Origin of the sequence: Mariniflexile maritimum (genome assembly GCF_009746565.1) — a bacterium.
GTDB lineage: Bacteria > Bacteroidota > Bacteroidia > Flavobacteriales > Flavobacteriaceae > Mariniflexile > Mariniflexile maritimum.
This window is the reverse complement of the sequence record NZ_WRPN01000003.1, coordinates 214,539-240,731: the sequence shown is the minus strand read 5'-3', so window position 1 is coordinate 240,731 and position 26,193 is coordinate 214,539. Positions and strand designations below refer to the sequence as shown.

Sequence of the window (26,193 nt, the reverse complement as noted above, 5' to 3'; positions counted from 1 at the left end):
CCCTATTTTATCAAGACGCTTTTGTACTTGGCCAAATTTTTAAGCGTAATGCCAGTACCTCTTACTACGGCTCTTAAAGGATCTTCTGCAATATAAACTGGTAGATCGGTTTTTTGCGATAAACGTTTGTCCAAACCTCTTAACATCGAGCCACCTCCAGCTAAATAAATACCGGTATTGTAAATATCGGCAGCCAGCTCTGGCGGGGTTTGCGATAGGGTTTCCATAACGGCATCTTCAATGCGTAAAATGGATTTATCCAACGCTTTTGCAATTTCCCTAAACGAAATGGATACTTGTTTGGGTTTTCCGGTCAATAAATCACGTCCTTGAACGCTCATGTCTTCTGGTGGCAAGTCCAAATCTTCGGTTGCAGCGCCAATCTGGATTTTAATTTTTTCCGCAGTACGCTCGCCCACATAAAGGTTGTGTTGCGTACGCATGTAGTAAACAATATCGTTGGTAAACACGTCGCCTGCAATTTTTACCGACTTATCGCACACAATACCGCCCAAAGCAATCACCGCAATTTCGGTGGTACCGCCGCCTATATCAACCACCATATTGCCTTTAGGCTGCATAATATCAACGCCAATACCAATGGCCGCGGCCATTGGTTCATGTATCAAATACACTTCCTTACCATTTACACGTTCGGCACTTTCCTTTACCGCGCGCATCTCTACCTCTGTAATGCCCGAAGGGATGCAAACCACCATGCGCAGTGCAGGGGTAAAAAACTTCTTCTTCAAGGCCGGAATGTTCTTGATAAACATGCTAATCATCTGTTCCGACGCATCAAAATCGGCAATAACCCCATCTTTTAGCGGCCGTATGGTTTTGATGTTTTCGTGTGTTTTTCCCTGCATTAAGCTGGCTTCCTGACCCACGGCAATAATTTTACCCGAAATCCGGTCGCGTGCCACAATAGAAGGTGCGTCAACCACAACCTTGTCGTTATGAATAATAAGAGTGTTTGCAGTACCTAAATCTATTGCAATTTCCTCGGTTAGGAAGTCAAAAAAGCCCATGTGCGATTTGTGATTTTAATGGTTTAATATACGGATTCCGTAAATGTAATAAAAGTTGATAAATATTTTGAGATTTGATAGTGTTCAAATTTTTTTAAAATGTCATGTCGGTTAATTATATGCGTTTCACCGATTTTAATTATTTGGGCGTTCCCTTCGGGTCGGGCTTTCCGCTTCAAGTCCTCGCGCTCCCGATAGCTATCGGGAGCGCTGTGGGCTTTTCGCTGCAATCCCTAACGCAGCCCATCAGCTAACATTTGGGAAAGGCCAAAGTTCTTTGCTATCAGCTAAAAAACAATGCGATTCCTGCTTTCGCAGCAATTCGTTAATGTTTAAAGTGGCGTGTTCCTGTCATCACCATCGCTACGTTGTTTTCGTTGCAATAATCAATGCTCAACTGGTCCTTAATGGAGCCCCCCGGTTGAATTACTGCGCTAATACCTGCGTTTTTTGCAATCTCAACACAATCGGGAAACGGAAAAAACGCATCACTGGCCATGGCAGCACCATTCAAATCAAAATGAAAGGTTTTTGCTTTATGAATGGCCTGCTCTAGCGCGTCCACACGGCTGGTTTGCCCCGTGCCGCTTGCCAACAATTTTTTGTCTTTTACCAAAACGATGGTATTCGATTTGGTATGCTTGCAAATTTTAGATGCAAATATTAAATCTTCTAACTCGGTTTTTGTTGGTTTATTGTTGGTCACATAAGTTAAACCTTCAATGGTGTCGGTTACGTTGTTCCTGTCTTGTACCAAAATACCGTTCAAACAACTTCTTAGGTTGGTATTTGGTAGGGCAACCTCGTTTAAAATTAAAATAATTCTATTTTTCTTTCCCTTTAAAATTTCCAAAGCTTCCGCATGGTATGAAGGCGCGATAATTACTTCGCAAAACAAACTGCTTATTTCTTCGGCGGTGGCTTTGTCAATTTCAGTATTGCTAATTAAAACGCCCCCAAAAGCAGATACTGGGTCGCCCGCCAACGCATCTTTGTAGGCTTGGTGTATGGTGTTGCTTTGTGCAAAACCACAGGCATTGTTGTGCTTTAAAATGGCAAAGGTTGGCGCTTCGTTTTTAAACTCGTTTATTAAGTTTACGGCAGCATCAACATCCAGTAAGTTGTTGTAGCTTAGTTCTTTTCCGTTTAATTTGGTAAACATGGCATCAAAATCGCCAAAGAAAAACCCTTTTTGGTGTGGGTTTTCGCCGTAGCGCAAAACGTTTCCGTTGGTTTCGCTAATCTTTAAAACCGTTTCTTCGTGGTTTTTGTTGAAATAATTAAAAATAGCCGTGTCGTAATGCGACGACACATTAAAGGCCTTGGCTGCAAAACGTTTTCTGTTTTCTTCGGAAATGCTTCCGTTGTTGGCAGAAATAAGTTCTAAAAATTCGGCATAATCAGCAACGGATGCTACACAAATAACATCGGCAAAGTTTTTGGCGGCGGCTCGTATTAATGAAATACCGCCAATATCAATTTTTTCAATAATGTCCTGTTCACTGGCGCCCGAAGCCACGGTTTTTTCAAAAGGGTACAAATCAACTATAACCACATCAATTTGGGGGATTTCGTATTCAACCATTTCCGCAACATCCCCAGCATGGTTTTGCCTGTTTAAAATACCGCCAAACACTTTGGGATGCAGGGTTTTAACACGGCCACCCAATATAGATGGGTAGGAGGTAACCTCTTCAACAGGCACTACTTCAATGCCCAAATCGTTTATAAACGTTTGGGTGCCGCCCGTGGAGTAAATGATAACGCCCTGTTCGTTTAGTTTTCTAACAATGGGTTCTAGTCCGTCTTTATTAAATACCGAAATTAATGCTGATTTTACTGTTTTTTCGTTGCTCATTGGTTGTTTGTAGTTATAAGTTGCAAAAGTAGTTATTTCAACTAAAAAACAAAGGGTTACGAATTAAAAAACAAAGGGGAGTTTTTAACTAAAAAGGGGAGTTTATCAACAAGTTTACAACAGGCTGTGAAATATGTCAATTAAATAAAAATGACAACGGAATTGATAATTTTGTATCTTTGATAAAAAGCTAATATGATGGATTTGCAAACGAGAAAATTAGAACTTATTCAAGAGTTTTTAAATATTCAAAGTGAAGATGTTATTTCACGTCTAGAAAAAATCTTAAATAAAGAAAATAAAAAACTTAGACACGAAGATTTTAAACCAATGACCATTGATGAATTTAATTCTCGGATAGACCAATCTATGGAAGATTCAAAAAACGATAGACTAATCGATGCGAGTGAATTGGAAGCTCAAATTGATAAATGGAATTAAAATTGTTTTGGACTGATTTTTCTCAAAAAGAACTCCAAAAAATTTATGAATACTATCGAGATAAAGTAGGAAGTGGAATTGCAAAAAAAAATTAGTTAAAGGGATTTACAATGAGACTTTAAAACTAAAAGCACAACCTACAATTGGGCAAACCGAAGCACTTCTAAAGCATAGAAAACAAGAATTCAGATATTTAATCTTTAAAAATTATAAAATCATTTATTGGATTAATAATGAAGAAAAAAGAATTGAAATAAATGATGTTTTTGATACGCGACAAAACCCAATAAAAATAGAAAGGACAAAATAAAGACCGATTTTAAGCTTCGTACAAAAACAAATGCATTGTCTTGTTTATTTGGAAAATACAGCAGATTTTTCTATTGTTTGTTCCATTTCCTATTTGTAGAATTTGGAATTAAAAAAGCGAGTTTCTTAAAAAAGAGTCGCAACTTCTTTGCAAACAAACTCTAAAAAACGTTCATCAGCTTCCGTAAAGGGGTTGGGCGTATTTGAATCGATGTCAATCTGCCCTATATTTTCGCCATTCACAAAAATAGGGATTACGATTTCCGCTTTTACGGTGATGCTACAAGCAATATAATTGTCTTGAGCGGTTACATCGGGCACCACAAAATTTTGATTGCTTACGGCTACTTGTCCGCAAATACCTTTCCCAAATGGGATGATGGTATGATCGGTTGGAGCACCTACATAAGGCCCGAGTTTTAACTCTTCTTTACTGCCGTTTCTAAAATAAAAACCTACCCAATTGTAATAATCTATATGGGTTTCCAGCAATTCACAAATAGCTAAAAGGCGTTCATCAACGGTTTTTTTAGTGTTTAAAACAATCGATTTTACCTGTGGTTTCAAAGTTTCAAATGGCATAACTCCAAAAATTTTGACAAAAGTATTTAAAAACCATCGAAATATCTGTTTGGTTTGCATAATTTTAACCTTGTAATTTGATATTGGTTTTTTGAAAGATCTCCTTATAAAATATCGATTGGTAGTAAAATTTATACTCACGTTTTTGGTGGTATATATGGTGCTGTCAGTATTTTACAAATTTTATTTGCAGTTTTCCGACGGTTCTAAATTTTACCCCGATTACATTACGCATTTGGTAGCCAAACAAAGCGAAGCGCTTTTGGATGCTTTGGGCTATAGGGCACAGGTGCTTCCGCATCCAGATGAGCCATCCATGAAATTACTGGTAAATGGCAAGTATTTGGCACGGGTTATTGAAGGCTGTAATGCAATAAGCGTAATTGTATTGTTTGTGTCGTTTATCGCGGCTTTTTCGGCACGGTTTAAAACCACTTTTATCTATATGCTGGCAGGAAGTGTTTTAATTTATACCGTAAATTTGGCGCGTATTGTTTTGTTAACCTTAGGGCTGTACCATTATCCTGAGCAAGAGCACTTGTTGCATACCGTTGTTTTTCCTGCCATTATTTACGGCATGGTTTTTTTGTTGTGGGTGGTTTGGGTAAACCGTTTTTCTAAAATTAGCCGTTAAAATGCAAAAATCTACCACCTACATATTCCTGTTTGTTCTCTTCGGATTGTTGGTTTTGATTCGTGTTTTTGAAAATGAACTATTTTACGACCCTTATTTAACCTTTTTTCAAAACGATTATTTGTATATTGATAGTCCGCGACGCGAAATTTTCAAGGTAACTGTATTTACATCCTTGCGCTTTTTTTTAAATACGGTTATTTCATTAGGTATTCTGTTTGTGGTTTTTAAAGACAAAAGCATCATCAAATTTTCAGTTTTTATTTATGCCTTTGCGTTTGTAATTTTAATAGCTGTTTATTTATATTTTGTTGTTAACCCACGTCAAGAAGATTATTATTTGTTTTTTAATGTGCGCCGGTTTATCATTCAACCTATAATTTTAATGGTGCTGCTTCCTGCTTTTTATTACAACAAGATTAAAGGCTGAAATGTTAATCATTCACTAAAAACCTATTAAAACGTATAAATTTTGTATTTTTGCATCGATTTAATAGCAATGATAAAACAAGTTTTACATAAAGCATTTTCGGTTCTTCTAGCGTTGCTCGTTTTGGTTTCAACGGTATCTTTTACTATTGTTGAACATTATTGTGGCAACACCTTGGTTGATGCGGCTATTTTTCAGAAAGCAAAAACCTGCGGCATGGACATGGATGCTACTGCCAATTGCCTTACGGTAAAAAAGGATTGTTGCAAAGATGAAGTGGTTGTTGTGAAGGGCCAAAAGGAGTTGAAATTTTCTTCTTTTGAAGATTTCGATTTTCAGCAACAGCTTTTTATCACCTTTTTAGCCAATACCTATATCCATCTTTTTGAAGGTATAGAAAAAGAAACCTATCCCCACAAATATTATTCACCACCCCATTTGGTTGCCGACATTCATGTTTTGGACCAGGTTTTCCTTATTTGATTTATTGATTTTTTGTTCTTAATAATCCCGGTTAGTATCGGGAACACCCTTTTTTGGGTTCAATTTAAAAAAAATCATAAAAGTCAAAAAAAATGAAAAATATCTTATTATTCATGCTGGTACTGTTTCCTATAAGCATGTTTTCACAAGAAAAAATTACGGGAATGATTATGGAGGCCAATGATAAAAACGAACATATTGGTTTGGCCGGAGCCAACGTTTACTGGCTTCAAACCACCATTGGAACCGTTACCAACAAAGACGGCATGTTTTCAATACCATTTTCAAAGGAAAACACAAAACTTGTTATTAGCTACGTGGGTTTTAAAACCGATACCTTAACTATTTTACAGCCCAAAATGGTGCATCATTGGTTACAACCTGTTGATGATTTGGATGTCGTTACCATAACGTCCAGAAAGCAAACAACCCTAAAATCATACCTCCAAGCGGGCAATACGTTTACCGTAAGCAGCGACGAATTGTTAAAAGCGGCCTGTTGCAACCTCTCGGAAAGTTTTGAGACCAACCCGTCCATTGATGTGAATTTTGCCGATGCCGTTACCGGAACGCGCCAAATAAAAATGCTAGGGCTTACCAGTCCGTATATTTTAATTGCTACTGAAAATATTCCATCCATTCGCGGTGCATCACAAGCTTATGGCCTTAGTTTTATTCCCGGAACCTGGGTAGAAAGTATTCAAATAACCAAAGGAGCCGGAAGCGTGGTTAATGGTTTTGAAAGTATTGCAGGTCAAATAAATGCGGAACTCGTAAAACCTTCGACCGACAACCAGTTGTACGTTAATTTATATGGCGCAACTAACCAACGCTTAGAGTTAAATACACACCTAAATACCGAAGTAAGCGATAAATGGCATACAGGTTTATATTTGCATGGTAGTACTCAGCAAGCTAAACACGATGTAAATAAGGACGGATTTATGGATATGCCAACTTACAATCAAATTAATATAATGAACCGTTGGCAATACACAAATGGTGAAAAAGGATTTGTTAGCTTTATTGACTTGAAATTTTTAAACGATGAAAAGCAGATGGGTGAATTAGACTTTAACCCGAAAACCGATAGATTGACCACGAATGGGCCTGTACTGAGCGGAGACGAAGTATGGGGAAGTGAAATTAACACGAGACGTTATGAGGTTTCGGCAAAATTAGGCTATGTAAATCCCGAAATACCATGGCAAAGTGTGGGCATTCAAACCGCATTTAGCAGCCATAAACAAGATTCCTATTTTGGCTTGAAACAGTATGACATTCTTCATAATAGTTTGTACACCAATGCTATTTATAATTCGATAATTAGCGACTCCAGAAACAAAATCAAAACAGGGTTAAGCTATACCTACGACCATTACAACGAGTTTTTAGACAGCCAAAATTTGGCTTCAGATTATAAACGAACCGAAACCTCGGTGGGTGCTTTTTTTGAATACAACTATGATAATTTGGAAACGCTTAATTTTACGGCAGGTATCCGTGTGGACCATCATAATTTATTAGGAACTTTTGTAACCCCTCGGGTGCATGTGCGTTATTCGCCTTGGGAAAAATCGGCTTTTAGGGCATCTGTGGGTCGTGGTAAGCGAAGTGCCAATATTTTTGCTGAAAACCAAAGCATGTTTGCAAGTTCAAGAACCATCAATATTTTAAATACCAATGGAAAAATTTATGGTTTAAACCCCGAAATCGCGTGGAATTACGGCGTGTCGTATCTGCAAGGTTTTAATCTCTTTGGGAAAAAGGCCGATGTTACGTTTGATTATTATATCACCGATTTCACGAACCAAGTGGTGGTTGACTATGAAAACCCTTTGGAAGTCAATTTTTATAATTTAGAAGGCAAAAGCTATGCAAAAAGTTTTCAAACGGAAGTAAATTACAACGTATTCAGCCATTTCGATGTGCGATTGGCCTATAAATTTTACGATGTTAAAACCCAATACAATGCAGGCAAACTTGAAAAGCCGTTAACACCAAAGCACCGTTTTTTTGCCAATGCATCGTATGAAACGCATCTAAAAGAAAACAAAACAGGCCAATGGAAATTTGATGCTACCTTTAATTGGTTGGGCGAGCAGCGGTTTTCATCAACAACAACCAACCCTTTGGAGTTTCAACTTCCGTTAAATACCCCAACGGTAGGAACGTTAAATGCGCAAATAACCAAAGTGTTTTCTCCAAAATTTGAAGTATATTTAGGCGGTGAAAATGTAACGAACGTAAAACAAAACAACCCCGTTATGGCGGCAAACGACCCGTTTGGAGCACATTTTGACACCACCTTTGTTTATGGCCCCATTTTTGGAAGCATGTATTATGCAGGGTTACGATATAAAATTCAATAAATAATACGCCACAACGCAAAATATTTTAATAACATTGTTTTTGCGTTGGTGGCAAAATAGAATGTATGTTTAATAAAAAAAACCTAAAATTTTAGAAATGAAGATGATGAAAAAACTTATCATAGTAGCAACCGTATTGTTCGCCTCAGTTACATTTGCGCAAAATAAAAATGCCAAGGCTTCTTTGGAAGTTGATGGTGTATGCCTCATGTGCAAGAACAGAATCGAAAAGGCATGTTACAGCACAAAAGGCGTAAAAAGCGCCATTTGGGACGTGAAAACCCACGAGTTAAAACTAATTTTTGATGAACGCAAAACCGATTTAAAAACCATACAAAAAAGTGTGGTAGCGGTTGGCCACGATACCAAGGACATGAAAGCCAAAGATGAGGTTTACAACGCCATTAACCCCTGTTGTTTGTACAGGGATAAAAAAGTGGTAGATGACCATAAACATTAATTAAAGAAACAAAAAAGCTAAATTTAATTTAAAAAAAAGATTGGCTACCGATGTAAACACAAAACGGATGTTCTAATGTTTATTTGGAACATCCGTTAATAAAAGTTCAATTTAACTAGAGTAAAAAATTTAGGCGTAGTTGCTTTTTTACAACCGTAAAATACGCTGTTTTTCTTGTTTAAAGGAAGTTGTTTCGGGTGCTTCGGCAAGTGCCAAGTCTATATACTTTAATGCGGCCGCTTTGTTTTTTTTATGGGCATAAATTTGCGATAGTCTGTAATGTGCCCATGCTCTGGGTACGCCATCTTCGGGCGAATAATTTTTTAAATAGGTTTGCAAACATTGCACGCCTTTTTGCAGTTCAATGTTATATTCGGCGGCTATTTTTCCCATTTGGTATTCTAGGGCGTTGCGTTTGTGCTTTTCTTTGGCAACCGCTATGTTGGCCAATGCTTTTTCGGGTTGTTTCTGTTTTTCGTAAAAGGTGGTCAGTTTGTCATAGGTCCATAACGAACCACCTTCTTTTATGGCTAACTTATAGTATTTCTCTGCAAGTTCGGGTTCATCATTGTACTCAAAAATATAGCCTTTTGCCAAATACCCATCAACTTTCGAGAGTTGCTTTAGTTGGTAGGCATATTTTAAGGCCATGTTCTTGCTTCCGCCAAAAACCCCGGGCAATTTCATGTAATATTCTACCAAAGCCCACCGCACGTTTATATGGGAAGGGTCTAATTTTGCAGCCGTTAGGAAGGACTCTTCAATAGTGCCAATCATGCCGAGTGCGGTAAGTTTACTAACAGAAAGAGCCTTCATGCCCATAGCACCACCGTATTTGTAATGGTACTCGGCATTTTTTTTATTGGCTTCTACCAGTTTTTTGTAATTTTCTATGGCGGCATCCCATTTTTGTTGATGGCCATACGTGTCGCCCAAAAGCTCTATGGCCTTTAAATCTTTTGGGTGTTTTTCCAAATAAACAGATAATTGGATTTCAGCTTTGTCAAACTGTTTTTTCTTTAATAAAGAATCGATGCTATCAAGCTGAGATTGACCAAATGAAACTAACGGAAAAAGTAATGCACAAATAATTTTTCTCATAACATGCCGTGTGTTTACAAATACCAGCGTATCTTTTCTAATAAAAAATAACTAATTTCACTCATCCAAAGAAGCTATTCGCTCATTTATGGCTTTTTTGGAATAACTTTTGAATGTATTTTGGTTGAAAATTAGAAAATATGAAACAATCGGTAATCTTTTTAACAATTCTTTTGCTTTCAAGTTTGAGCAACGGGCAGGAACCACAATACGAATCGTTGTGGAAAACGGTTGAAAAACACGAGCTTGCGGGCTTGCCAAAATCGGCTTTACAGGTAGTAAACCAAATTTCCGTGCTTGCCAAAAAAGATAAAAACGACGCGCAGCTTATAAAAACCATGCTTTATAAAAGCAAATTTGCCTTGGTTTTGGAGGAAGATGCGCAATTAACAATCATCAATGATTTTAAAAGCGAAATTGAAAGAAGTGCGTTTCCAACAAAAAATATCCTTGAAAGTATGCTCGCCAATTTATACTGGCAATATTTCAACCAAAACCGCTGGCAGTTTTACAATCGCACCAACACCTCTGAAAATGGTAACGATGAAGATTTTAGAACATGGGATCTGCAAACCCTGTTCCAGGGCATCCATCTGCATTACCAAAAGTCGTTGGAAAACGGTTTGATGCTGCAATTGGAGCCCTTAGGTAAGTATGACGCCATTTTAAACCTTCAAAAAGATTCTAAAATTTACCGCCCCACCTTGTTCGATTTTTTAAACCACAATGCTTTAGAATTCTATAAAACCAACGAAACCAGTATCACCAAACCTGCCTATAAATTTGAAATTGATAAGCCCGCGTTTTTGGCGGATGCCATCACGTTTTCAAACCTCGACATAACATCCAAGGATGCGGCTTCGCTTCAACGGAATGCTTTAAAAATCTATCAAGATTTAATGCAATTTCACCTAAAAGACAACGAACCGTTTGCTTTGGCAGCTATTAATATTGAACGCTTGAAATTTGTAAGCCAACATGCCATTTTTAACGATAAGGAAGCGTTATTATTGGAGGCTTTAAAAACGGAAAGGGATAAGTTAAAAATGCACGAAGTTACTGGTTTGTATGCATTTGAAATTGCTTCAATATATGTGCAACAAAGCAATGAATATCAACCATTAAAAAATGACGAAAAACGTTGGAAAGCAAAAGAAGCCGTGGCCCTTTGCGACCAAGTTATGGCGGGTTTTCCAAAAAGTAAGGCTGCCGAAAAGTGCGAAGCTTTAAAGGCCAAAATCCTTATGCAATCATTGCAAATTACTACCGAGCGTTTTTTGCCCATTCAGCAACCTGCCCGTTTGTTGATTGGTTATAAAAACTTGCGGCAGCTTCAATTTAAAATCTATGCCATTTCCCAGAATCAGTTAGAAAAATTAAATAACACCTACAAAAAGGACGAGCAATTGGCCTTCATTAAAAAATTGAATGTAGTGCAACAATGGGAAACGGCCTTACGGAACGAAAACGACTACCAAACGCATACTACGGAAGTTTTAATTCCGAAGTTAAACAACGGCACCTATTTAATCGTTGCTTCGGTTGAAAATGATGAAAATACCTTTGCGTTCTCTGATATTCAAGTAACCAATTTGGCCTTGGTTGAAAGTGATAGCGACACCCATAAAATTTTTCAGCTCGTTAACCGTAACAACGGCAAACCTGTTGAAAACGCAAAGGTTGAACTGAGTTATTCTGAAAATGGCAATAAAAAAATAATCAAGGAAAATGTGACGACAGACCATTTAGGGGAAGTAAAAATAAAAAAAGAAAGCGACCGCTACCGAAGCATCTCCGTAAAAGTAGAAGGCACCAACGATGCCGCCTATTTTAACAATTATTATAACAGTAAGTACTACGAGCAAGAAAAAGAGACCGAACGTTACGCGTCGTTTTTGTTCACAGACCGCAGCATCTACCGTCCTGGGCAAATCGTTTACTTTAAGGCAATTGCCATAAAAACCAGCAAAGGCAAATCGGATGTTCTGGCCAATAAAATGGCTACGGCCATATTGTACAACACCAATAACGAAGCTCTAAAAACAGTAACGCTTAAAACCAATGCATTTGGTTCGGTTTCGGGCGAATTTATCTTACCAAATACCGGATTAAATGGCGACTACCGCATTTCGTTTAATGGTGAAGACAACCGTTTTTATAGCGAGCAGTACGTTTCGGTTGAAGAATACAAACGCCCCAAATTTGAAACCAAGTTCACACCCGTAACCGAAACCTATAAAGTAAACGATTCGGTAACGGTAACAGGTACAGCTTTGGCATACGCGGGCAGCAACATTACCAACGCCAAAGTTGTATATCGCGTTCACAGAAAAGTGCAGTACCCACGATGGTATTCTTGGTACCGCCCCTGGTTTAATAGCGAGCCCCAAGAAATAGCTCACGGCGAAACAACCACCAATGATAAAGGCACATTTGAGATTACTTTCAAGGCGCAACCCGACCAAAGTGTTGATAAAACCAGTTTGCCCGTTTTTAATTATGAAATCATTGCCGATGTAACCGACCTAAACGGTGAGACCCGAAGCGCAACAACCCTTGTGAACGTTGGCTACCACGCCTTAGTTGCTACGATGGCAGTTTCTGATAAATTAGATAAAACCGTCAAAGACCATAAACTCACCATCGATACAAAAAACCTGAATGGCGCATCTGTACCCGCGAAAGGCACCGTGAAAATTTACAAACTGCAGGTACCGAATGAGGTTTTAAGACAGCGCCCATGGGCTGCACCCGATTATCAAGAGTTTTCCGCGGAAGCGTTTAAAAACCTATTTCCACACGATGCTTATACAGATGAACATAACGCGAGTAATTGGGAAAAAGGCACCTTGGTTTTTGAAAAAACGTTTGATACTGAAACTTCCAAGGAATTGGCTTTGGGCACTATTAAAAAATGGGAATCGGGTGCTTACATCGTTACTTTAGAAAGTAAGGATAAATTTGGGCAATTGGTAAAAGATGAAGTTAAAACCACCTTGTATAGCGATGACGATAAAACGGTGGCAGATAATCAATTATTCAATATCACCACCAACAAACCCACTTATAATGTTGGCGAAACTGCTGTTTTAACTTTGGCTTCGGCTGCCGAAAATTTGAACGTTACGGTTTCCATTGAAAAAAACCATAAAATCGTAAAAACCGAGGTCATTCAGTTAAATAACAATAAAAAATCAATGGCCATTCCTGTTACCAATGAAGATGTTGGTGGGTTTGCGGTGCGTTACAGTTTTGCGGCATTTAATAGTTTTAAATCGGGTGTTGAAACCATTGCGGTGCCGTATCCTGAAACCGAGCTGGATATTGAAACCACAACGTTTAGGGACAAATTACAACCGGGAACCAATGAAACGTGGAGCTTTAAAATAAAAGGGCCAAAAGGCGATAAAGTTGCTGCCGAATTATTAGCAAGCATGTACGATGCGTCTTTGGACCAGTTTAAACCGCATGTTTGGAATTTCAGCCCCATTAACAACCCCATTTATTATTCTAATAGGAGTAACAATGCGCATCAAAGTTTTGGAATTCAAAACTTTAGAGTTTACAACAAGCCAAATACCACTTTTTATCCACAACAACAGTACGATCAACTCAATTGGTTTGGGCTTTATTTTGGAAGGCAAAATATGATGTTGCGTGGAAGTGCAGCCCTTTCAAAATCGTTAGAGGGTAGCGTTCCGGGAATTGCTGCCATGGAAGCTGAAATGATGGCAGATACTTCTGCGTTAAACGAAGTTGTTACCGTTGGCTATGGCGAAAAAAAAGAAAAAGCTTCAAAGGAGGAAAACCCGAATTTCGATACCGTTCAAATTCGGAAAAACCTGCAAGAAACGGCGTTTTTCTTTCCACAGTTACAAACTGATGCCGATGGTAACGTGCGTTTCAGTTTTACAACTCCGGAAGCATTAACCCAATGGAAACTACAACTAGCGGCACATACCAAAACCTTGGAAAGTGCTACGAAAACCTTAACTACGGTTACCCAAAAAGAGTTGATGGTTACCCCAAACGCGCCACGATTTTTGCGTGAGGGCGACCAAATAAGCATCAGCACCAAAATAGCCAACCTAACGGATAAACCACTTTCCGGACAAGCCCTTTTGGTATTAACCGATGCCATTTCAGGGAAAGACATCACAGCAAACTTGCTCGGTTCTCCAACTTCCGGGGAATTAAGGGGTTCTTCATTTACCGTTCCCGCTGCTGGCAACACCCAAGTAACATGGAGACTAACCATTCCTGATGATGCGGATGCGGTTCAATATAAAATCATTGCCAAAGCAGGTGCTTTTAGCGATGGCGAACAAAATGCGTTGCCTGTTTTAAGCAATCGTATGTTGGTAACTGAAACCTTGCCTATGTGGATTAGAAGTAACGAAACCAGAACCTTCACTTTGGATAAGCTAAAAACCAACACTTCAACAACGCTAAAAAACCATCAATTAACCTTGGAAATAACCTCCAACCCCGCATGGTATGCGGTACAGGCGTTGCCGTATTTAATGGAATATCCGTATGATTGTAACGAACAAACCTTCTCGCGTTTTTATGCCAATGCACTGGCCAGCCATATTGCGAACTCAAACCCGAGAATTCAGGAAGTTTTTAATCAATGGGCGTCTCAAGATGCACTTATAAGCAATCTTGAAAAAAATGAAGAACTGAAATCCATTCTTATTCAAGAAACCCCTTGGTTGCGCGATGCACAAAGTGAAACCGAACAGAAAAAACGCATCGCGTTGTTATTCGATTTGAATAAAATGACTAACGAATTACAATCCGCAAGGCGTAAATTGGAGCACAATCAACTAAGCAATGGCGCTTGGGCGTGGTTTAATGGCGGACGTGAAAACCGATACATTACCCAACATATTGTTACTGGTTTCGGGCATTTAAAACAGCTTAAAGTTGAAACAAAAGAAGCGTTTGAAATGATAGAAAAAGCCATCAATTATTTAGATGCCGAATTCGTTCAAGAATACAAAGACCTTAGAAAATACGATGCCAAAGTCGATTTGTCCAAAGACCACTTAAGTTACATGCAACTGCATTATTTGTACATGCGAAGCTTCTTTCCTGAAATTAAAAAATCGAAAGACGTTATAGAAATCACCAAATACTATCAAACGCAAATCCAGAACTATTGGTTGGGTCGCTCACTGTACGCAAAAGGTTTAATGGCTTTGGTGGTTGATAGAATGGGAGACAAGCCCTCTTCAACAAAAATTTTAAAATCGTTGAAAGAAACAAGTATTACCAGTGATGAGTTAGGGATGTATTGGAAAGAAAACACGAGTTCTTGGTATTGGTATCAGGCACCTATTGAAACACAAGCGTTGATGATTGAAGCATTTTCAGAAGTTGAAAAAGACACCAGAACCATCGATAATTTGAAAATCTGGTTGCTTAAAAACAAGCAAACCAACCAATGGAAAACCACCAAAGCCACTACAGAAGCCGTATATGCATTGTTGCTTCAAGGTAGCGATTGGTTAAGCGTAACCGATGCTGTTGAAGTATTGGTTGGCGGCAACAACATAGAACCTTCAAAGCTTGAAAATGTAAAAATGGAAGCAGGAACGGGTTATTATAAAACCTCATGGGGTTCATCTGAAATCACTCCCAAAATGGCAAGCGTTACCTTAACTAAAAAAGGAGATGGCATTGCTTGGGGAGGATTATACTGGCAGTATTTTGAAAATATGGATAAAATAACTTCCGCCGAAACGCCACTTAAATTGAGCAAAAAACTGTTCTTGAAAACAAATACCGATACGGGTGAAAAAATTTCAGAAATCACAGAAAAAACCAATTTAAAAGTGGGCGATTTGGTAAGGGTTCGCATCGCGTTACGAAGCGATAGGGCCATGGAATTTATTCACATGAAAGATATGCGTGCTGCCGGATTGGAGCCTGTAAATGTGCTTTCGGAATACAAATGGCAAGACGGTTTGGGCTATTATGAAAGCACCAAAGATGCATCAACCAACTTCTTTTTCGATTATTTACCAAAGGGAATCTATATTTTTGAATATGATTTACGCGTTAATAATGCAGGAAATATGAGTAACGGCATCACCACCATTCAAAGTATGTATGCGCCGGAATTTAGCAGCCATAGTGAAGGTATTCGGATGAATGTAGGCAATAGGCAATAGGCAATAGGCAATAGGCAAATTTATGAAGCGTGATTTTTTTTTCAAATGGATAGTCTCATTAGTTTTAATGGTGTTAATTTCTTGCGCTTCAAAAAAAAATAACATTGAAAAAATTGCTGATAATGACATTCCTCCAAAACTTATTTTTTTAAATTATAGTATTTCAAAAGATGAGAATAACAAAAAAAACATTCAATTTGTTAGTAAAATAGTTGCAGATGGCAAGTTGAAAACCAACAGCAGTAAATATATGGAAACAGGGCGTGTTGGCGATTTAAAATGCAGTCAGTTAACTAAAGATTCGGTTGAAGTGGCATCAATCATCATCAAAAACCCCTTATCCAAAAACATTGAATTTGTGAACGATTCCCTTATCTTTGAAAACAAAAAAGTAGATTTAGAAAAAACATATTTTTCTATAAGATTGCAATTGCACAGCAAAACGGTTTTTATAGCTATTAAAGAATTAACAGATTCGCTGCAAAATAGCCATACTTTAATTATCAACAAGATAAATTAAACATGAAACAACTTTTCTTCATCGTCTTAATCATCGGTTTTCAGTATGTTTCCGCTCAAATTTTTGATAAAGAAACCATCAAGAATTCTGGTGGTAATGATAAAAGAATCAATTTGGTTATTTTAAGCGAAGGCTATACAATAAGCGAATTGGCTAAGTTTAAAACCGATGCCATAAACTTTACGAACGGCATGTTTAATGAGCCGCCTTTTAAAGAATATGCCAATTATTTTAATGTGCATATTGTAAAAGTGCCTTCCAACGAAAGTGGCGCAGATCATCCGGGAACAAGTACCCAACCACCAGAAACACCTTCAACTCCAATAATCCCACTGAAAACTGTTGATACTTATTTTAATGCCACTTTTGATGCTTATGGTTTGCACCGATTGCTTTATTATGAAATTGACGGCAATGCAGCCAATAATACGCAAGCAAAAATATATGCGGTTTTGGCAGCAAATTTCCCAACCTATGACCAAGCGCTGATTTTGGTAAATTCAGCAGAATACGGTGGTAGCGGTGGCGAATTCCCAATGGCTTATTCTGGTTCTTGGGGTGCCAAAGTGATAATCCACGAGCTAGGACACTCCTTATTTAACTTAAAGGACGAATATTATCCGGGTGATGCATTGGCTGCGGAAGCGATTAACATGACCAAAGAAACCAATCCGAATTTAATAAGGTGGAAAAACTGGCTAACTACCAATTGCGTTGGCATATACCAATATACGTGCACAACTGGCAATTGTACCGATTGGTACAAACCCCATGAAAACTGTATTATGGAAAAAATTGATAAACCCTTTTGTTCGGTTTGTAAAGAAGGCATTATTGAAAAAATCCATAGCATGGTTTCACCAATTGATGCTTACTCGCCAGTTTCAAATACGGTTACAAGTCGAAGTTTCCCGCTGGAATTTCAGTTGAATTTGGTAAAGCCCATCCCAAATACTTTAAAAAGTAAGTGGACATTAAATACGGTAGATTTTGCGACTGATGTTGATGCAGTTTCGGTTTTGGAAACCGATTTGAATATTGGCATAAACACGCTAACCGTTGCAGTGAACGATGAAACTACATTACTTAAAGTTAATAATCATGATACCTTCCATCTTTACACCGTAACGTGGACTATCGATAAAACGCTTGGTGTTGAAGCTATTACATCAAAAACTTCTAATTATAACATTACCATGTTTCCAAACCCATCAAATACAATCATTAATTTTAAATTTGAAAGTGATGCCGAAACAAATTTAAAAGTTGATATTGTTGGTTTAGATGGAAAATTGATGAAAAGCGTTGTGGTTGCTAATTACCAAACCCATCAAGTAGATGTTGGCAATTTAAACAGTGGTATTTATTTGGCAAATTTTTATGCCAAAAACGTGTTGATTGCCACTAAAAAATTGGTTGTGAAATAAATACTACTGTTTCGGCGGATATTGCATCAATACTTTCTCTGCAATCGCATTTAAAAGTGCTTCACGCTTTTCGGGTGTTGCTTTTGGGTTAAAACTCGATTCACTTACGGCTTGCCAAAACAATTGTTTTTTGTTTTCATCTACAAAGTCAATAGTAATTTGTCGGTTTACATTAGCTTGAACAATAGGCAACCCAATGGAAATACCACCACCCACATGGCCACCGCCGCCACCTAAACCAACACCCACATTGTTGCGTTGTACTTCTTGGTATTCGTTGCTTTTAATATCGATAAAAAAATCGGGTGTGTTTGATAATGTAAACCCTTTTGCGGTCATTTTTTGGTCCAGCGCATCCAGAAAACGTTTGGTATCCAGCTCGCTTAAACCCGTGTTCATCTCACTATAATAATTATAGGTTTTGTATTGGGTAAAGTTGGTATTTTTCTCAAAATCGTAATTGACACGAATGGGCGCGCAGGAAACAAAACATATTGCTAAAACTATACTAGGAAGAAATCTCATTGCTTTAATTTTTATGATAAAGTTAATCAAAAATTGTTCCAACAGAACATTTTTGTTAGCAATTTCGTTAGGATTGAAATGTGGTTTTGGTAAAAATTTAAAACCGCCAATAAAAAATTAGGGTTTGTTTAATTTTCGCGCCTTACTACCAAGCTATCTAGGTCAAAACGCTCTTTTAACCAGCGTTCCAGTTGTGGTTGCTGTTTTGAAATACCAGCCTCATCAATGCTGTTGTTGTTCCATTTTACGGTAAAAACGGAAAGGGTATCCATTTTAGAAAAGTTAGACGTTATTACCGTGGCATACGAAATTCTGGAAACCGCAGCATAATTGATCTTCACTTCCCTGGTTAGTTTGTCGAAAGGAATTTGAAGCTGTTCCAGTTTCGATAAACTTTTCAGTTTATTTTCAAGAAACATGATTTTTTCAGATTGCGATAGTAAATCCAATGAATCCCGAAGTCTTATTTGCTCCATGTATTTTAAATTGTCAAGATTTCTGCTTCTGTTCTGGTTCAGTATTAACTTGGCATTTTTCAAGGCATCGTAATTTTTCAAACGGGCTTTAAGCAAGGTTGCGGTACTTTCGGGCAGTTCATCCAAACCAAACGTGTTCAGTTCAATGGATGACGGTGTTTTTTCGTTATCAGAATATTTAAAAGACGCATTTTTGATTATAAAATCGGCATGTGGCAACGCGGTAAGTTCCCTATTTATAAAATTTCTGGCATCTCTTTCAAACCTACTTTCGCTTAAAACGTTCACAAAGGTCCAAATGGCAGGTATCATGGCAATAATCGCTAAAAATGTGGCAATTCTACCAATGCGCCTTCTTTTGGCAGAATTGGCATATTTTAGCATGGGGAAATGCAAAACCTTAACCACTAAAAAGGTTGCTAAGGCAATGAATATGGTGTTGATGGTAAACAAATACAAAGCGCCCAGGGCAAACTTAACACCTTTTGCAAAATCGTATTCCAGAGCAACCGATAGCCCATAGCCAACGGTACATAATGGAGGCATTAAGGCCGTGGCAATGGCAACCCCAAAAATAACCGATGCAATGGTACCGCGCTTGGTACGGGCAATTATAAGTGCCAAACCACCAAAAAAGGCTATTAGCACATCGCGTATGTCGGGTTGGGTTCGTGCCAATAATTCTGAAGATTCTTCGCTTAACGGAAACAGCCAAAAAAACAGGAAGGCGGTTAAAACGCTCAAAAAAATCATCACTCCAAAATTGATCAACGATTTTTTTAGCGTGTCCACATCATTAATGGCAACCGATAGACCAATGCCTAAAATAGGGCCCATTAAGGGCGAAATTAACATGGCACCAATAACTACGGCGGTCGAGTTGGCATTAAGCCCTACCGAAGCCACAAAAATCGAGCATACCAAAATCCATGCGGTGGCACCTTTAAAGGGAATATCGCCTTTTATGGCAAGTATGGTGGCATCTCGATCGGTGTCTTCACGAAAGTCTAATAATTCTTTAAAAAAGCGTTTAATGTTGGCCAACAAACCAATTGCGTCCTGTTTCATGGCCGCTTTGGTCTGCTCAACGGTTTTTTCCTTATCCGATTGGGCTTCTTCTTCCGAGAAATTAAACTTGTTTTCTTCCATTTTTATAAATTAGGTCCAATAGCAACCACTTTTGGAATGTGAATATAAGCAAAATAAGAATTTGTTCTATTAAATACCAGATTATCCGTGCTCTTTTCCAAATTGGTCCTTAACTTGTTGAAGCACTTTTTTAATATCCTGTTCTTTGGCTTTTGGGTAAATAAGCAATACCTGTTCGTTATCTACAATTATGTAATCCTGTAAACCATCAACTACAACTATTTTATCATTCTGGGTACGAATCATGTTGCCCGAAGCTTCCTCAGCCAGGGTTTTGGCGTGTACTACTGCATTTCCTGCCTTGTCTTTATCTAATTTGTCGTACAAACTGCCCCAAGTTCCTAGGTCGTTCCAATCAAATTCTGCCGCAATTACGTGTACATTTCCCGATTTTTCCATGATGGCATAATCCACCGAAATGTTTTCTGCCTTTGGGTAATGGTCTTTTATAAAACCTGCTTCCAAATGGGTATTATAAGCATCCATTCCCGTTTGAAAAAGGGCATATAAGGTGGGTTGGTTGTTTTTAAAGGCATCGACCACGCTTTTTACGCTCCACATAAAAATACCTGCGTTCCATAAAAAATTTCCTTGTGCAATAAAGTCTTTGGCCGTTTCATAATCGGGTTTTTCACGAAATTGGCGCACCGATTTTATCGCTTCCGCGGAAGCTTTGTCAAATTCAATATACCCATATCCCGTATTTGGGAAGGTAGGTTGGATACCAAGCGTCATCAATGCGTTATGGTTTGAACAATAATCGAAGGCTTGCTGCACGTTTTTGGTGAAGGTCAATTCATCCTCAATCCAATGGTCGCTGGGTGCCACAATCATAAGGGCATCTGGATTTTCTTTTTGGATTTTCAACGAAGCATATAAAATACAAGGTGCTGTGTTGCGCATGGCGGGTTCCAAAACTACCTGACGTTGGGTAACTTCGGGCAGTTGGTTAAAAACCAGATGGTTATACCGCTCGTTGGTGAGTATGAAAATATTTTCTTTAGGAATAAGGTGCGCCAACCGTTTGAAGGTTTTTTGTAGTAAGGTATCGCCAGTTCCCAACATGTCGTGAAACTGTTTAGGGAACGCCTCGGTGCTTACGGGCCAAAACCTGGAACCAACACCGCCTGCCATCAATATGGCGTAGTAATTTTTGTTTTTCATCTTTTTTCTCTTTCCTGTGAAAGCAGGAATCTGTTTAATTTCTATTTTCTGCGTATTGAAACTGCAAAATTCAATGGTAAACTCACATCAAATCAACCTCTGCATTGGGGTTGAATAAGTACGTGCGACCAGTTTTTATTTCCATACATTCAAATCGCTTGGTTCTTTTTTCGCCTTTCTTGAACACTTTGCCGTTATAAATTTTGAAAGTTTCCCCCAAAGGCACTTCAAAAATAAAGGTTTTATTGTTAGGTTGGTCATATTGCTTTAAAGCCAGGGCTAAAATAGCGTCGCTATCGCTTGATGCTTTGGGATTTTTAAAATGCTTTGCCAAAAGCGGTAAAAGTGCATCTGGAAAGATTTCTGGATTTAGAAAAGGAAGCATAAGATGCTGAAAAGTGCGTTTCCATTCCTTGCCATGTGGTTTTATAAAGCGACCATAGGTTTTATAGGCTTCAAAATGGGCGATTTCGTGAATGAGCGTTATTAAAAACCGATAATGGTTTAAGTTGGCGTTAATGGTTATTTGATGCTTGTTGTTGGCGAGTTTTTGGTAATCGCCATGGCGCGTTTTGCGCTCGTTTTTTATTTTTATGGTTAGGTGATCATGTTTTAAAAGGTTTAAAACAGGTGCCATGGCCGATTCTGGAATGTAGTCTTGAAGGAGCTTTTGCATACCTGCAAAAATAATGGAATTCTTTTAAGTATCGCAATTGAATTTGTATCGCGCCCAAAGTAAGTTTGTTTAGTGCCCTATAAAAAACAAGAAAGCCAAAACAAGCTAAAGTGAAGAAAATTGTTAAAACGTTAATGGCAGAAAGGAGCGACGAAGCAATCTTTAAGTGATTCATAATCAAGAGAAAGATTGCTTCGTGCTTTGAATAATTTGAGAATACGACTAATCTATGTCAAACCTGAGCCCTAAAGAAATATTGTTCTGTTTTATGGCTTGGTCTTTAAAAATGGGCGATAGGTCGTATTTCACGTAAAGTGCTACTTCGTCAATCGCAACGTAACCACTTAGGCCATATACTAAATTACTGGCGTTAAACCCGCGTTTTTGCTTTTCTTTTACCCGCTCGCCATCCAATTCGTATTTTAATTTTTGACGCGTACCAACGTTAAAGCCACCATAGCCTCCAAGCCCTATTTTAAATTGATTGGCGGTTGAATATCTAAAATAAGTGTCTTTTTCTATTTTTTTTGAAGGCCCAAATTCAAAATGAACAGGAAAAACCAAATTACTGATGGAGAGTTTCGATTTTTTTAGGTTTTCAGGAAACGCTTCAAGAGCCGTTTGGTTGCCCTGTTGGACAAAATATTGATTATCGGTTGGTTTTAACCCATTTATTTGGAGCGAGTAACCATATTTAAAGCGCATAAAATTCGACTCTCTAAACACGCGGGTTTTCCATGCCCAACCAACTTCAAAAAAGCGGGAACCGCCAAATTTATAGGGCGAATTATCTAGTTTGTCGCCTTCAACAATAGTATTGTTTAAGCCAAAAGCCAATACAAAATCGCTGCTGGTGCGCTTATCATATTTTTGGTTTTTGGGTTTATCGTTTGCCTTATCTCCAATATAAACAAAACTTTCACTTGTGTTGTCTCCCGTGCCAATTCTTATGATACCGTTAATGGCTCTTTCACCCACAAATTCGTAGTCTTTTCCATTCCGCTCATAAAGTGCAATTTTATGATCAATAATTGCTAAACGGTTTTCAATGTTCAAGGCGCGTTTTTTGGCTGCTTCCTTTTTTAGGATTTCGGCTTCTGCGGGCGAGATTTCCAAATTATCCAACCGGTTATTAATGGCTTCCACTTCTTTTTTTAAAAGTTCGCGTTCTTCATTCGCAATCTGGTCTTTGGCTTTTTGGAAGGTCTCTAATTTGTCGTTGTCACTTGGTTTTTTAATGGTGTCTTGTGCATTTAAGATTTGCATGGCTAAACTTAGCACGATAAGTACGAAATACTTGGTAATTGTTTGCATAACGGTTCGTTTTTTGATGTTGATTTTGATGATTATTGACTGATGTTTTTTAGTTATTACGTTGTGCTACAACTGTTTTCATGGTTGTGTAACTTGCCTTTATGGCTTCGAAAACCTTGCTTCTAAACGATTGGTCTAAATCGGTTTCCACCTGTTGCAGCAATAAAGACGCATCAACCACTTTGGCGCTTCCATTTTGTGATTTTTGCATCCTGATTTCTTTTTCGGCTTGGTTAAGCAAGGCTTCTATATATTCGGAGGTAACGGTTTGGTGGTTGTTTTTTAAATCGTTCACATGGGCAACAATGGTTTCTATTTTTTGTGTTTCAACGGATATGCTTTTAGCAACTTCTTCAGAAGATTTTATTGAATGCTGGTTCTCTTTTGGAAGTACCATTGCTTCAGAGACAACTTTGGTCGTTGCTTTTAGCAGTTGCTTTTTGGAATGTTCATTCGTAAACCCATCGTTTGTTACTGTCTCTTTTTCACTTGCAATGGGCCTATTTTCTTGTATCTTGATTACAGGGAAATCTGTAATTACAGGTGTAATTTCTTTGGTATTAAAAAACTGAAAGGCTACAAACAGCAACCCTGCCAAACTTGCAGCAACAGCTACAAACCAAATAGCTTTGTTGTTTTGTTTTTTATTTTGACTTTCCAAGTGTTGGGAAAGTTTGTTCCATGACTCCTTTGAAGGGTGCAAACGCCTATTTTCAAGGGTTTCTTTGATGTTGTTATCAAATTTATTTGGTTCCATAACTTGTTGTTGTGTTTAAATTCTGTAATTTTTCCTGAAGCATCTTGCGCGCCTTAAATAATTGCGATTTTGAGGTGCCTTCGGTAATTTTTAGCAAATTGGCAATTTCATGGTGCTTGTAGCCTTCAATGGCATACATTATAAATACCATTTTATAGCCTTCGGGAAGCGCGTCAATGGCTTGTTGTATTTCGCCAACGTCCATTTCTGTTTTTATGGGGTTGATGGTTTCTGCTTCCATATCAAACTCTTCAACAGGAAACTCAATATGCTTTTGTTGCCTTAAAAACGAAATGGATTCCCTAACCATTATGCGCCGTATCCAACCTTCAAAAGAGCCTTCAGCCTTAAAATCGCCTAGCTTTGAAAACACCTTAAAAAAGCCGTTGAGCATAGCTTCCTCGGCATGTTGCTCATCTTTAATATAGTATCTGCAAACGCTAAGCATTTTTGGCGCATACAGTTCGTATAGCACACGTTGCGCGTCCCGGTTGTTTTTTAGGGCGCTTTTAATGAGTGCCGATTGGTTTTTATGGAGTTGGATAACTTTCAAAAATGGGTTCATTTAGCCTTCTATACCTAAAGACGCCAATTTCAGGCCAATGGTTGCCTTAGGTTGGTATTTTTTTTAAATATAATTGAAATGGCTGTAAAAATTTGTATGAATTGTCAAGAAACCCAAACTTTTTAGGATTAAATATTTATTTGAATTTAAGGCGGAATATGAAAAGATTGTGGTTATTTTGAAGGATGAACCATGTTTTATTTAAAACAATGAAAATTCAAAGAATCGATAGCGGATTAACCCATATTTTACAAACAATAATTGATAATGAAAGTAGAATAGAAGCCTTAATAGCCCATGTTCATGCCGATTATAGGTTGAGTGCCAAAAACCTGTTTAGGTATTTGATTTTGAGGAGTTTCGACTTAAGAAAATACCACGATACGTTGTCGGATATGGGTATTTCCTCCATTCGGACGGCCGAAGGTTATGTGTTTGGCAACTTGTTCAATGTGGTTCGAAACCTTAAACTTATTCAAGGACTTCCTTTTGATGTCAATCCAAATATTGAGATTATTGGGTATAAAGGAAGCAAGAAATTGCTGAAAAAGCATGCCAATAAATTGTTTAACGAAACAAAAAACAAGCATTTTACCGAAATAATGGTAACCTTGCCCAACGAAGCGGCCGAAAACAAGCAAATTATTAAGGATTTGTTTTTAAGCGGTATGGAAATAGCCCGCATCAATTTAAGTCATGGTAATGTGGCAATATGGCGAAAAATGCTAGATACCATCCATGAGATCAATAAAGGGAGCCACAAAAAAATAAGTGTTTACATGGATTTGTCGGGGCCAAAAATACGAACCTCGAAGATTGAAATCCATGAGAAAAACGGTCATATTAAAAGCGCCATCCCTATACAGGTGGGCGAACACATCATCCTTACTAAACGCGAAACCTTGGGCAAGAAATCGTTGTTCGGCGAGGTAAACCAACAACTTGAAAAGGCCGAAATAGGTGTTTTGCTACACGAAATTATTGATGATGTAAAAGAAGGCGACGAGTTGTTTTTTGATGATGGCATGATTAAAACCAGGGTCATTTCAAAAAAAGCCGATGAGGTAGAATTGGTCGTAACCGATTCATACAAATCGAAACTATCGTCGCATAAAGGCATTAACCTGCCCAATACGGTGCTTAACTTGCCAGCATTGACCCAAAAAGATATTGAGCACCTGCCTTTTGTTTGCAAGCATGCCGATATTGTGGGGTATTCCTTTGTGAGAACTGCCGATGATGTTAAAAGTTTGTACCACGAACTTAAAAAAAACCATGCTGAAAACCTAGGGGTAGTATTTAAAATAGAAAACAAGGAGGCTTTTGAAAACCTGCCCGAAATATTGATTGCCGGTATGGAACGCAACAAAATAGGGGTTATGATAGCACGGGGCGATTTGGCGGTTGAGATAGGTTTTGAGCGTATTTCCGAAGTGCAGAACCAAATTTTATGGCTTTGTGAAGCAGCCCATATTCCGGTTATTTGGGCAACTCAAGTATTGGAAAACCTTGCAAAAACGGGCATCCCAACGCGTGCCGAAATAAGCGATGCGGCACTGGGTGCACAAGCAGAGTGCGTGATGCTGAACAAAGGGCCGTATATAAACGAGGCCATTAAAATTCTTAAAGATATATTAACCCGTATGGAAGGGCATTCATTTAAAAAGAAAAATGAGTTACGGGCACTTAATGTTGCCAAAAAATCGGTTGGGAAATTTTTAGGGTAACAGTCAAATTAAA

The 26,193-nt window shown here is 38.2% G+C and carries 21 protein-coding genes; 10 read left to right on the top strand and 11 right to left on the bottom strand.

The window, feature by feature from the left end:
* Positions 1 to 2: 2 nt before the first annotated feature.
* Positions 3 to 1,031, bottom strand: coding sequence for a rod shape-determining protein (locus GQO80_RS06400; RefSeq protein ID WP_132217861.1), 1,029 nt, complete (start codon positions 1,029 to 1,031; stop codon positions 3 to 5).
* Between the two features lie 325 nt (positions 1,032 to 1,356).
* A complete protein-coding gene (gene purH, locus GQO80_RS06395; RefSeq protein WP_157207505.1) occupies positions 1,357 to 2,889 on the bottom strand; it encodes a bifunctional phosphoribosylaminoimidazolecarboxamide formyltransferase/IMP cyclohydrolase in 1,533 nt (510 codons plus the stop codon).
* A 195-nt stretch (positions 2,890 to 3,084) separates the two neighbouring features.
* Here purH and GQO80_RS06390 point away from each other — a divergent pair, with 195 nt between their 5' ends.
* The gene (locus GQO80_RS06390) at positions 3,085 to 3,330 is read left to right on the top strand and encodes a hypothetical protein (protein ID WP_232333122.1); all 246 of its coding nucleotides are present in this window, start codon (positions 3,085 to 3,087) and stop codon (positions 3,328 to 3,330) included.
* A gap of 435 nt (positions 3,331 to 3,765) precedes the next feature.
* Here the strand turns inward: GQO80_RS06390 and GQO80_RS06385 are convergent, their stop codons facing one another.
* On the bottom strand, positions 3,766 to 4,221 hold the full coding sequence (locus GQO80_RS06385) for a GAF domain-containing protein (protein ID WP_157207504.1): 456 nt from the start codon (positions 4,219 to 4,221) through the stop codon (positions 3,766 to 3,768).
* Between the two features lie 91 nt (positions 4,222 to 4,312).
* On the opposite strand from GQO80_RS06385, the gene xrtF reads away from it, so the two are divergent.
* The 5 genes from xrtF (at position 4,313) to GQO80_RS06360 (ending at position 8,600) form a co-directional block, all read left to right on the top strand.
* A complete protein-coding gene (gene xrtF / locus GQO80_RS06380; RefSeq protein ID WP_157207503.1) occupies positions 4,313 to 4,855 on the top strand; it encodes an exosortase family protein XrtF in 543 nt (180 codons plus the stop codon).
* A gap of 1 nt (position 4,856) precedes the next feature.
* On the top strand, positions 4,857 to 5,285 hold the full coding sequence (locus GQO80_RS06375; protein WP_157207502.1) for an exosortase F system-associated membrane protein: 429 nt from the start codon (positions 4,857 to 4,859) through the stop codon (positions 5,283 to 5,285).
* A 69-nt stretch (positions 5,286 to 5,354) separates the two neighbouring features.
* Positions 5,355 to 5,768: an HYC_CC_PP family protein gene (locus GQO80_RS06370; RefSeq protein WP_157207501.1), complete on the top strand. Its 414-nt coding sequence runs from the start codon at positions 5,355 to 5,357 to the stop codon at positions 5,766 to 5,768.
* Positions 5,769 to 5,860: 92 nt separating this feature from the next.
* Positions 5,861 to 8,140 (top strand): TonB-dependent receptor, encoded by a 2,280-nt coding sequence (locus GQO80_RS06365; protein WP_157207500.1) that lies wholly within the window; start codon positions 5,861 to 5,863, stop codon positions 8,138 to 8,140.
* A 106-nt stretch (positions 8,141 to 8,246) separates the two neighbouring features.
* Positions 8,247 to 8,600 (top strand): heavy-metal-associated domain-containing protein, encoded by a 354-nt coding sequence (locus GQO80_RS06360; protein WP_157207652.1) that lies wholly within the window; start codon positions 8,247 to 8,249, stop codon positions 8,598 to 8,600.
* Between the two features lie 147 nt (positions 8,601 to 8,747).
* On the opposite strand, the gene GQO80_RS06355 is transcribed toward GQO80_RS06360, so the two are convergent.
* Entirely contained in the window at positions 8,748 to 9,701 is a 954-nt protein-coding gene (locus tag GQO80_RS06355) for a tetratricopeptide repeat protein (protein ID WP_157207499.1), read from the bottom strand.
* Between the two features lie 140 nt (positions 9,702 to 9,841).
* On the opposite strand from GQO80_RS06355, the gene GQO80_RS06350 reads away from it, so the two are divergent.
* Genes GQO80_RS06350 through GQO80_RS06340 form a run of 3 tightly spaced genes read left to right on the top strand, consistent with a single transcriptional unit; the run spans position 9,842 to position 17,827 of the window.
* Positions 9,842 to 15,880, top strand: coding sequence for an alpha-2-macroglobulin family protein (locus GQO80_RS06350; RefSeq protein WP_157207498.1), 6,039 nt, complete (start codon positions 9,842 to 9,844; stop codon positions 15,878 to 15,880).
* 22 nt (positions 15,881 to 15,902) lie between these two features.
* Positions 15,903 to 16,400 (top strand): hypothetical protein, encoded by a 498-nt coding sequence (locus GQO80_RS06345; protein ID WP_157207497.1) that lies wholly within the window; start codon positions 15,903 to 15,905, stop codon positions 16,398 to 16,400.
* 2 nt (positions 16,401 to 16,402) lie between these two features.
* Entirely contained in the window at positions 16,403 to 17,827 is a 1,425-nt protein-coding gene (locus tag GQO80_RS06340; RefSeq protein ID WP_157207496.1) for a M64 family metallopeptidase, read from the top strand.
* Between the two features lie 3 nt (positions 17,828 to 17,830).
* On the opposite strand, the gene GQO80_RS06335 is transcribed toward GQO80_RS06340, so the two are convergent.
* From GQO80_RS06335 to GQO80_RS06305, 7 genes are all read right to left on the bottom strand, one after another.
* Positions 17,831 to 18,352 carry a DUF4136 domain-containing protein gene (locus GQO80_RS06335; RefSeq protein WP_157207495.1) on the bottom strand — a complete coding sequence of 174 codons (522 nt, stop codon included), beginning with the start codon at positions 18,350 to 18,352 and terminating at the stop codon, positions 17,831 to 17,833.
* 128 nt (positions 18,353 to 18,480) lie between these two features.
* On the bottom strand, positions 18,481 to 19,977 hold the full coding sequence (locus tag GQO80_RS06330) for a DUF389 domain-containing protein (protein WP_157207494.1): 1,497 nt from the start codon (positions 19,975 to 19,977) through the stop codon (positions 18,481 to 18,483).
* Positions 19,978 to 20,058: 81 nt separating this feature from the next.
* Entirely contained in the window at positions 20,059 to 21,141 is a 1,083-nt protein-coding gene (locus tag GQO80_RS06325; protein ID WP_157207493.1) for a mannose-1-phosphate guanylyltransferase, read from the bottom strand.
* An 82-nt stretch (positions 21,142 to 21,223) separates the two neighbouring features.
* Entirely contained in the window at positions 21,224 to 21,817 is a 594-nt protein-coding gene (locus GQO80_RS06320) for a SprT-like domain-containing protein (RefSeq protein ID WP_157207492.1), read from the bottom strand.
* Between the two features lie 222 nt (positions 21,818 to 22,039).
* On the bottom strand, positions 22,040 to 23,131 hold the full coding sequence (locus GQO80_RS06315) for a hypothetical protein (RefSeq protein WP_157207491.1): 1,092 nt from the start codon (positions 23,129 to 23,131) through the stop codon (positions 22,040 to 22,042).
* Between the two features lie 49 nt (positions 23,132 to 23,180).
* The gene (locus GQO80_RS06310) at positions 23,181 to 23,888 is read right to left on the bottom strand and encodes a hypothetical protein (protein WP_157207490.1); all 708 of its coding nucleotides are present in this window, start codon (positions 23,886 to 23,888) and stop codon (positions 23,181 to 23,183) included.
* Positions 23,875 to 24,441 (bottom strand): RNA polymerase sigma factor, encoded by a 567-nt coding sequence (locus GQO80_RS06305; protein WP_157207489.1) that lies wholly within the window; start codon positions 24,439 to 24,441, stop codon positions 23,875 to 23,877. The genes GQO80_RS06310 and GQO80_RS06305 overlap by 14 nt, the downstream gene beginning before the upstream one ends.
* Positions 24,442 to 24,662: 221 nt before the next feature.
* On the opposite strand from GQO80_RS06305, the gene GQO80_RS06300 reads away from it, so the two are divergent.
* Positions 24,663 to 26,180, top strand: coding sequence for a pyruvate kinase (locus tag GQO80_RS06300; RefSeq protein WP_198037734.1), 1,518 nt, complete (start codon positions 24,663 to 24,665; stop codon positions 26,178 to 26,180).
* The last annotated feature ends 13 nt before the right edge of the window (positions 26,181 to 26,193 follow it).

What these genes read in the sequence shown, in the direction of transcription:
- GQO80_RS06360 (WP_157207652.1), top strand. Translation starts at nt 8,247, where the DNA reads ATGAAAAAACTTATCATAGTAGCAACCGTATTGTTCGCCTCAGTTACA.
- GQO80_RS06330 (WP_157207494.1), bottom strand. Translation starts at nt 19,977, where the DNA reads ATGGAAGAAAACAAGTTTAATTTCTCGGAAGAAGAAGCCCAATCGGAT.
- GQO80_RS06325 (WP_157207493.1), bottom strand. Translation starts at nt 21,141, where the DNA reads ATGAAAAACAAAAATTACTACGCCATATTGATGGCAGGCGGTGTTGGT.
- GQO80_RS06375 (WP_157207502.1), top strand. Translation starts at nt 4,857, where the DNA reads ATGCAAAAATCTACCACCTACATATTCCTGTTTGTTCTCTTCGGATTG.
- GQO80_RS06350 (WP_157207498.1), top strand. Translation starts at nt 9,842, where the DNA reads ATGAAACAATCGGTAATCTTTTTAACAATTCTTTTGCTTTCAAGTTTG.
- GQO80_RS06335 (WP_157207495.1), bottom strand. Translation starts at nt 18,352, where the DNA reads ATGAGATTTCTTCCTAGTATAGTTTTAGCAATATGTTTTGTTTCCTGC.
- GQO80_RS06300 (WP_198037734.1), top strand. Translation starts at nt 24,663, where the DNA reads ATGAAAATTCAAAGAATCGATAGCGGATTAACCCATATTTTACAAACA.
- GQO80_RS06345 (WP_157207497.1), top strand. Translation starts at nt 15,903, where the DNA reads ATGAAGCGTGATTTTTTTTTCAAATGGATAGTCTCATTAGTTTTAATG.
- GQO80_RS06310 (WP_157207490.1), bottom strand. Translation starts at nt 23,888, where the DNA reads ATGGAACCAAATAAATTTGATAACAACATCAAAGAAACCCTTGAAAAT.
- GQO80_RS06355 (WP_157207499.1), bottom strand. Translation starts at nt 9,701, where the DNA reads ATGAGAAAAATTATTTGTGCATTACTTTTTCCGTTAGTTTCATTTGGT.
- GQO80_RS06385 (WP_157207504.1), bottom strand. Translation starts at nt 4,221, where the DNA reads ATGCCATTTGAAACTTTGAAACCACAGGTAAAATCGATTGTTTTAAAC.
- purH (WP_157207505.1), bottom strand. Translation starts at nt 2,889, where the DNA reads ATGAGCAACGAAAAAACAGTAAAATCAGCATTAATTTCGGTATTTAAT.
- GQO80_RS06370 (WP_157207501.1), top strand. Translation starts at nt 5,355, where the DNA reads ATGATAAAACAAGTTTTACATAAAGCATTTTCGGTTCTTCTAGCGTTG.
- GQO80_RS06315 (WP_157207491.1), bottom strand. Translation starts at nt 23,131, where the DNA reads ATGCAAACAATTACCAAGTATTTCGTACTTATCGTGCTAAGTTTAGCC.
- GQO80_RS06400 (WP_132217861.1), bottom strand. Translation starts at nt 1,031, where the DNA reads ATGGGCTTTTTTGACTTCCTAACCGAGGAAATTGCAATAGATTTAGGT.
- GQO80_RS06390 (WP_232333122.1), top strand. Translation starts at nt 3,085, where the DNA reads ATGATGGATTTGCAAACGAGAAAATTAGAACTTATTCAAGAGTTTTTA.
- GQO80_RS06365 (WP_157207500.1), top strand. Translation starts at nt 5,861, where the DNA reads ATGAAAAATATCTTATTATTCATGCTGGTACTGTTTCCTATAAGCATG.
- GQO80_RS06320 (WP_157207492.1), bottom strand. Translation starts at nt 21,817, where the DNA reads ATGCAAAAGCTCCTTCAAGACTACATTCCAGAATCGGCCATGGCACCT.
- GQO80_RS06340 (WP_157207496.1), top strand. Translation starts at nt 16,403, where the DNA reads ATGAAACAACTTTTCTTCATCGTCTTAATCATCGGTTTTCAGTATGTT.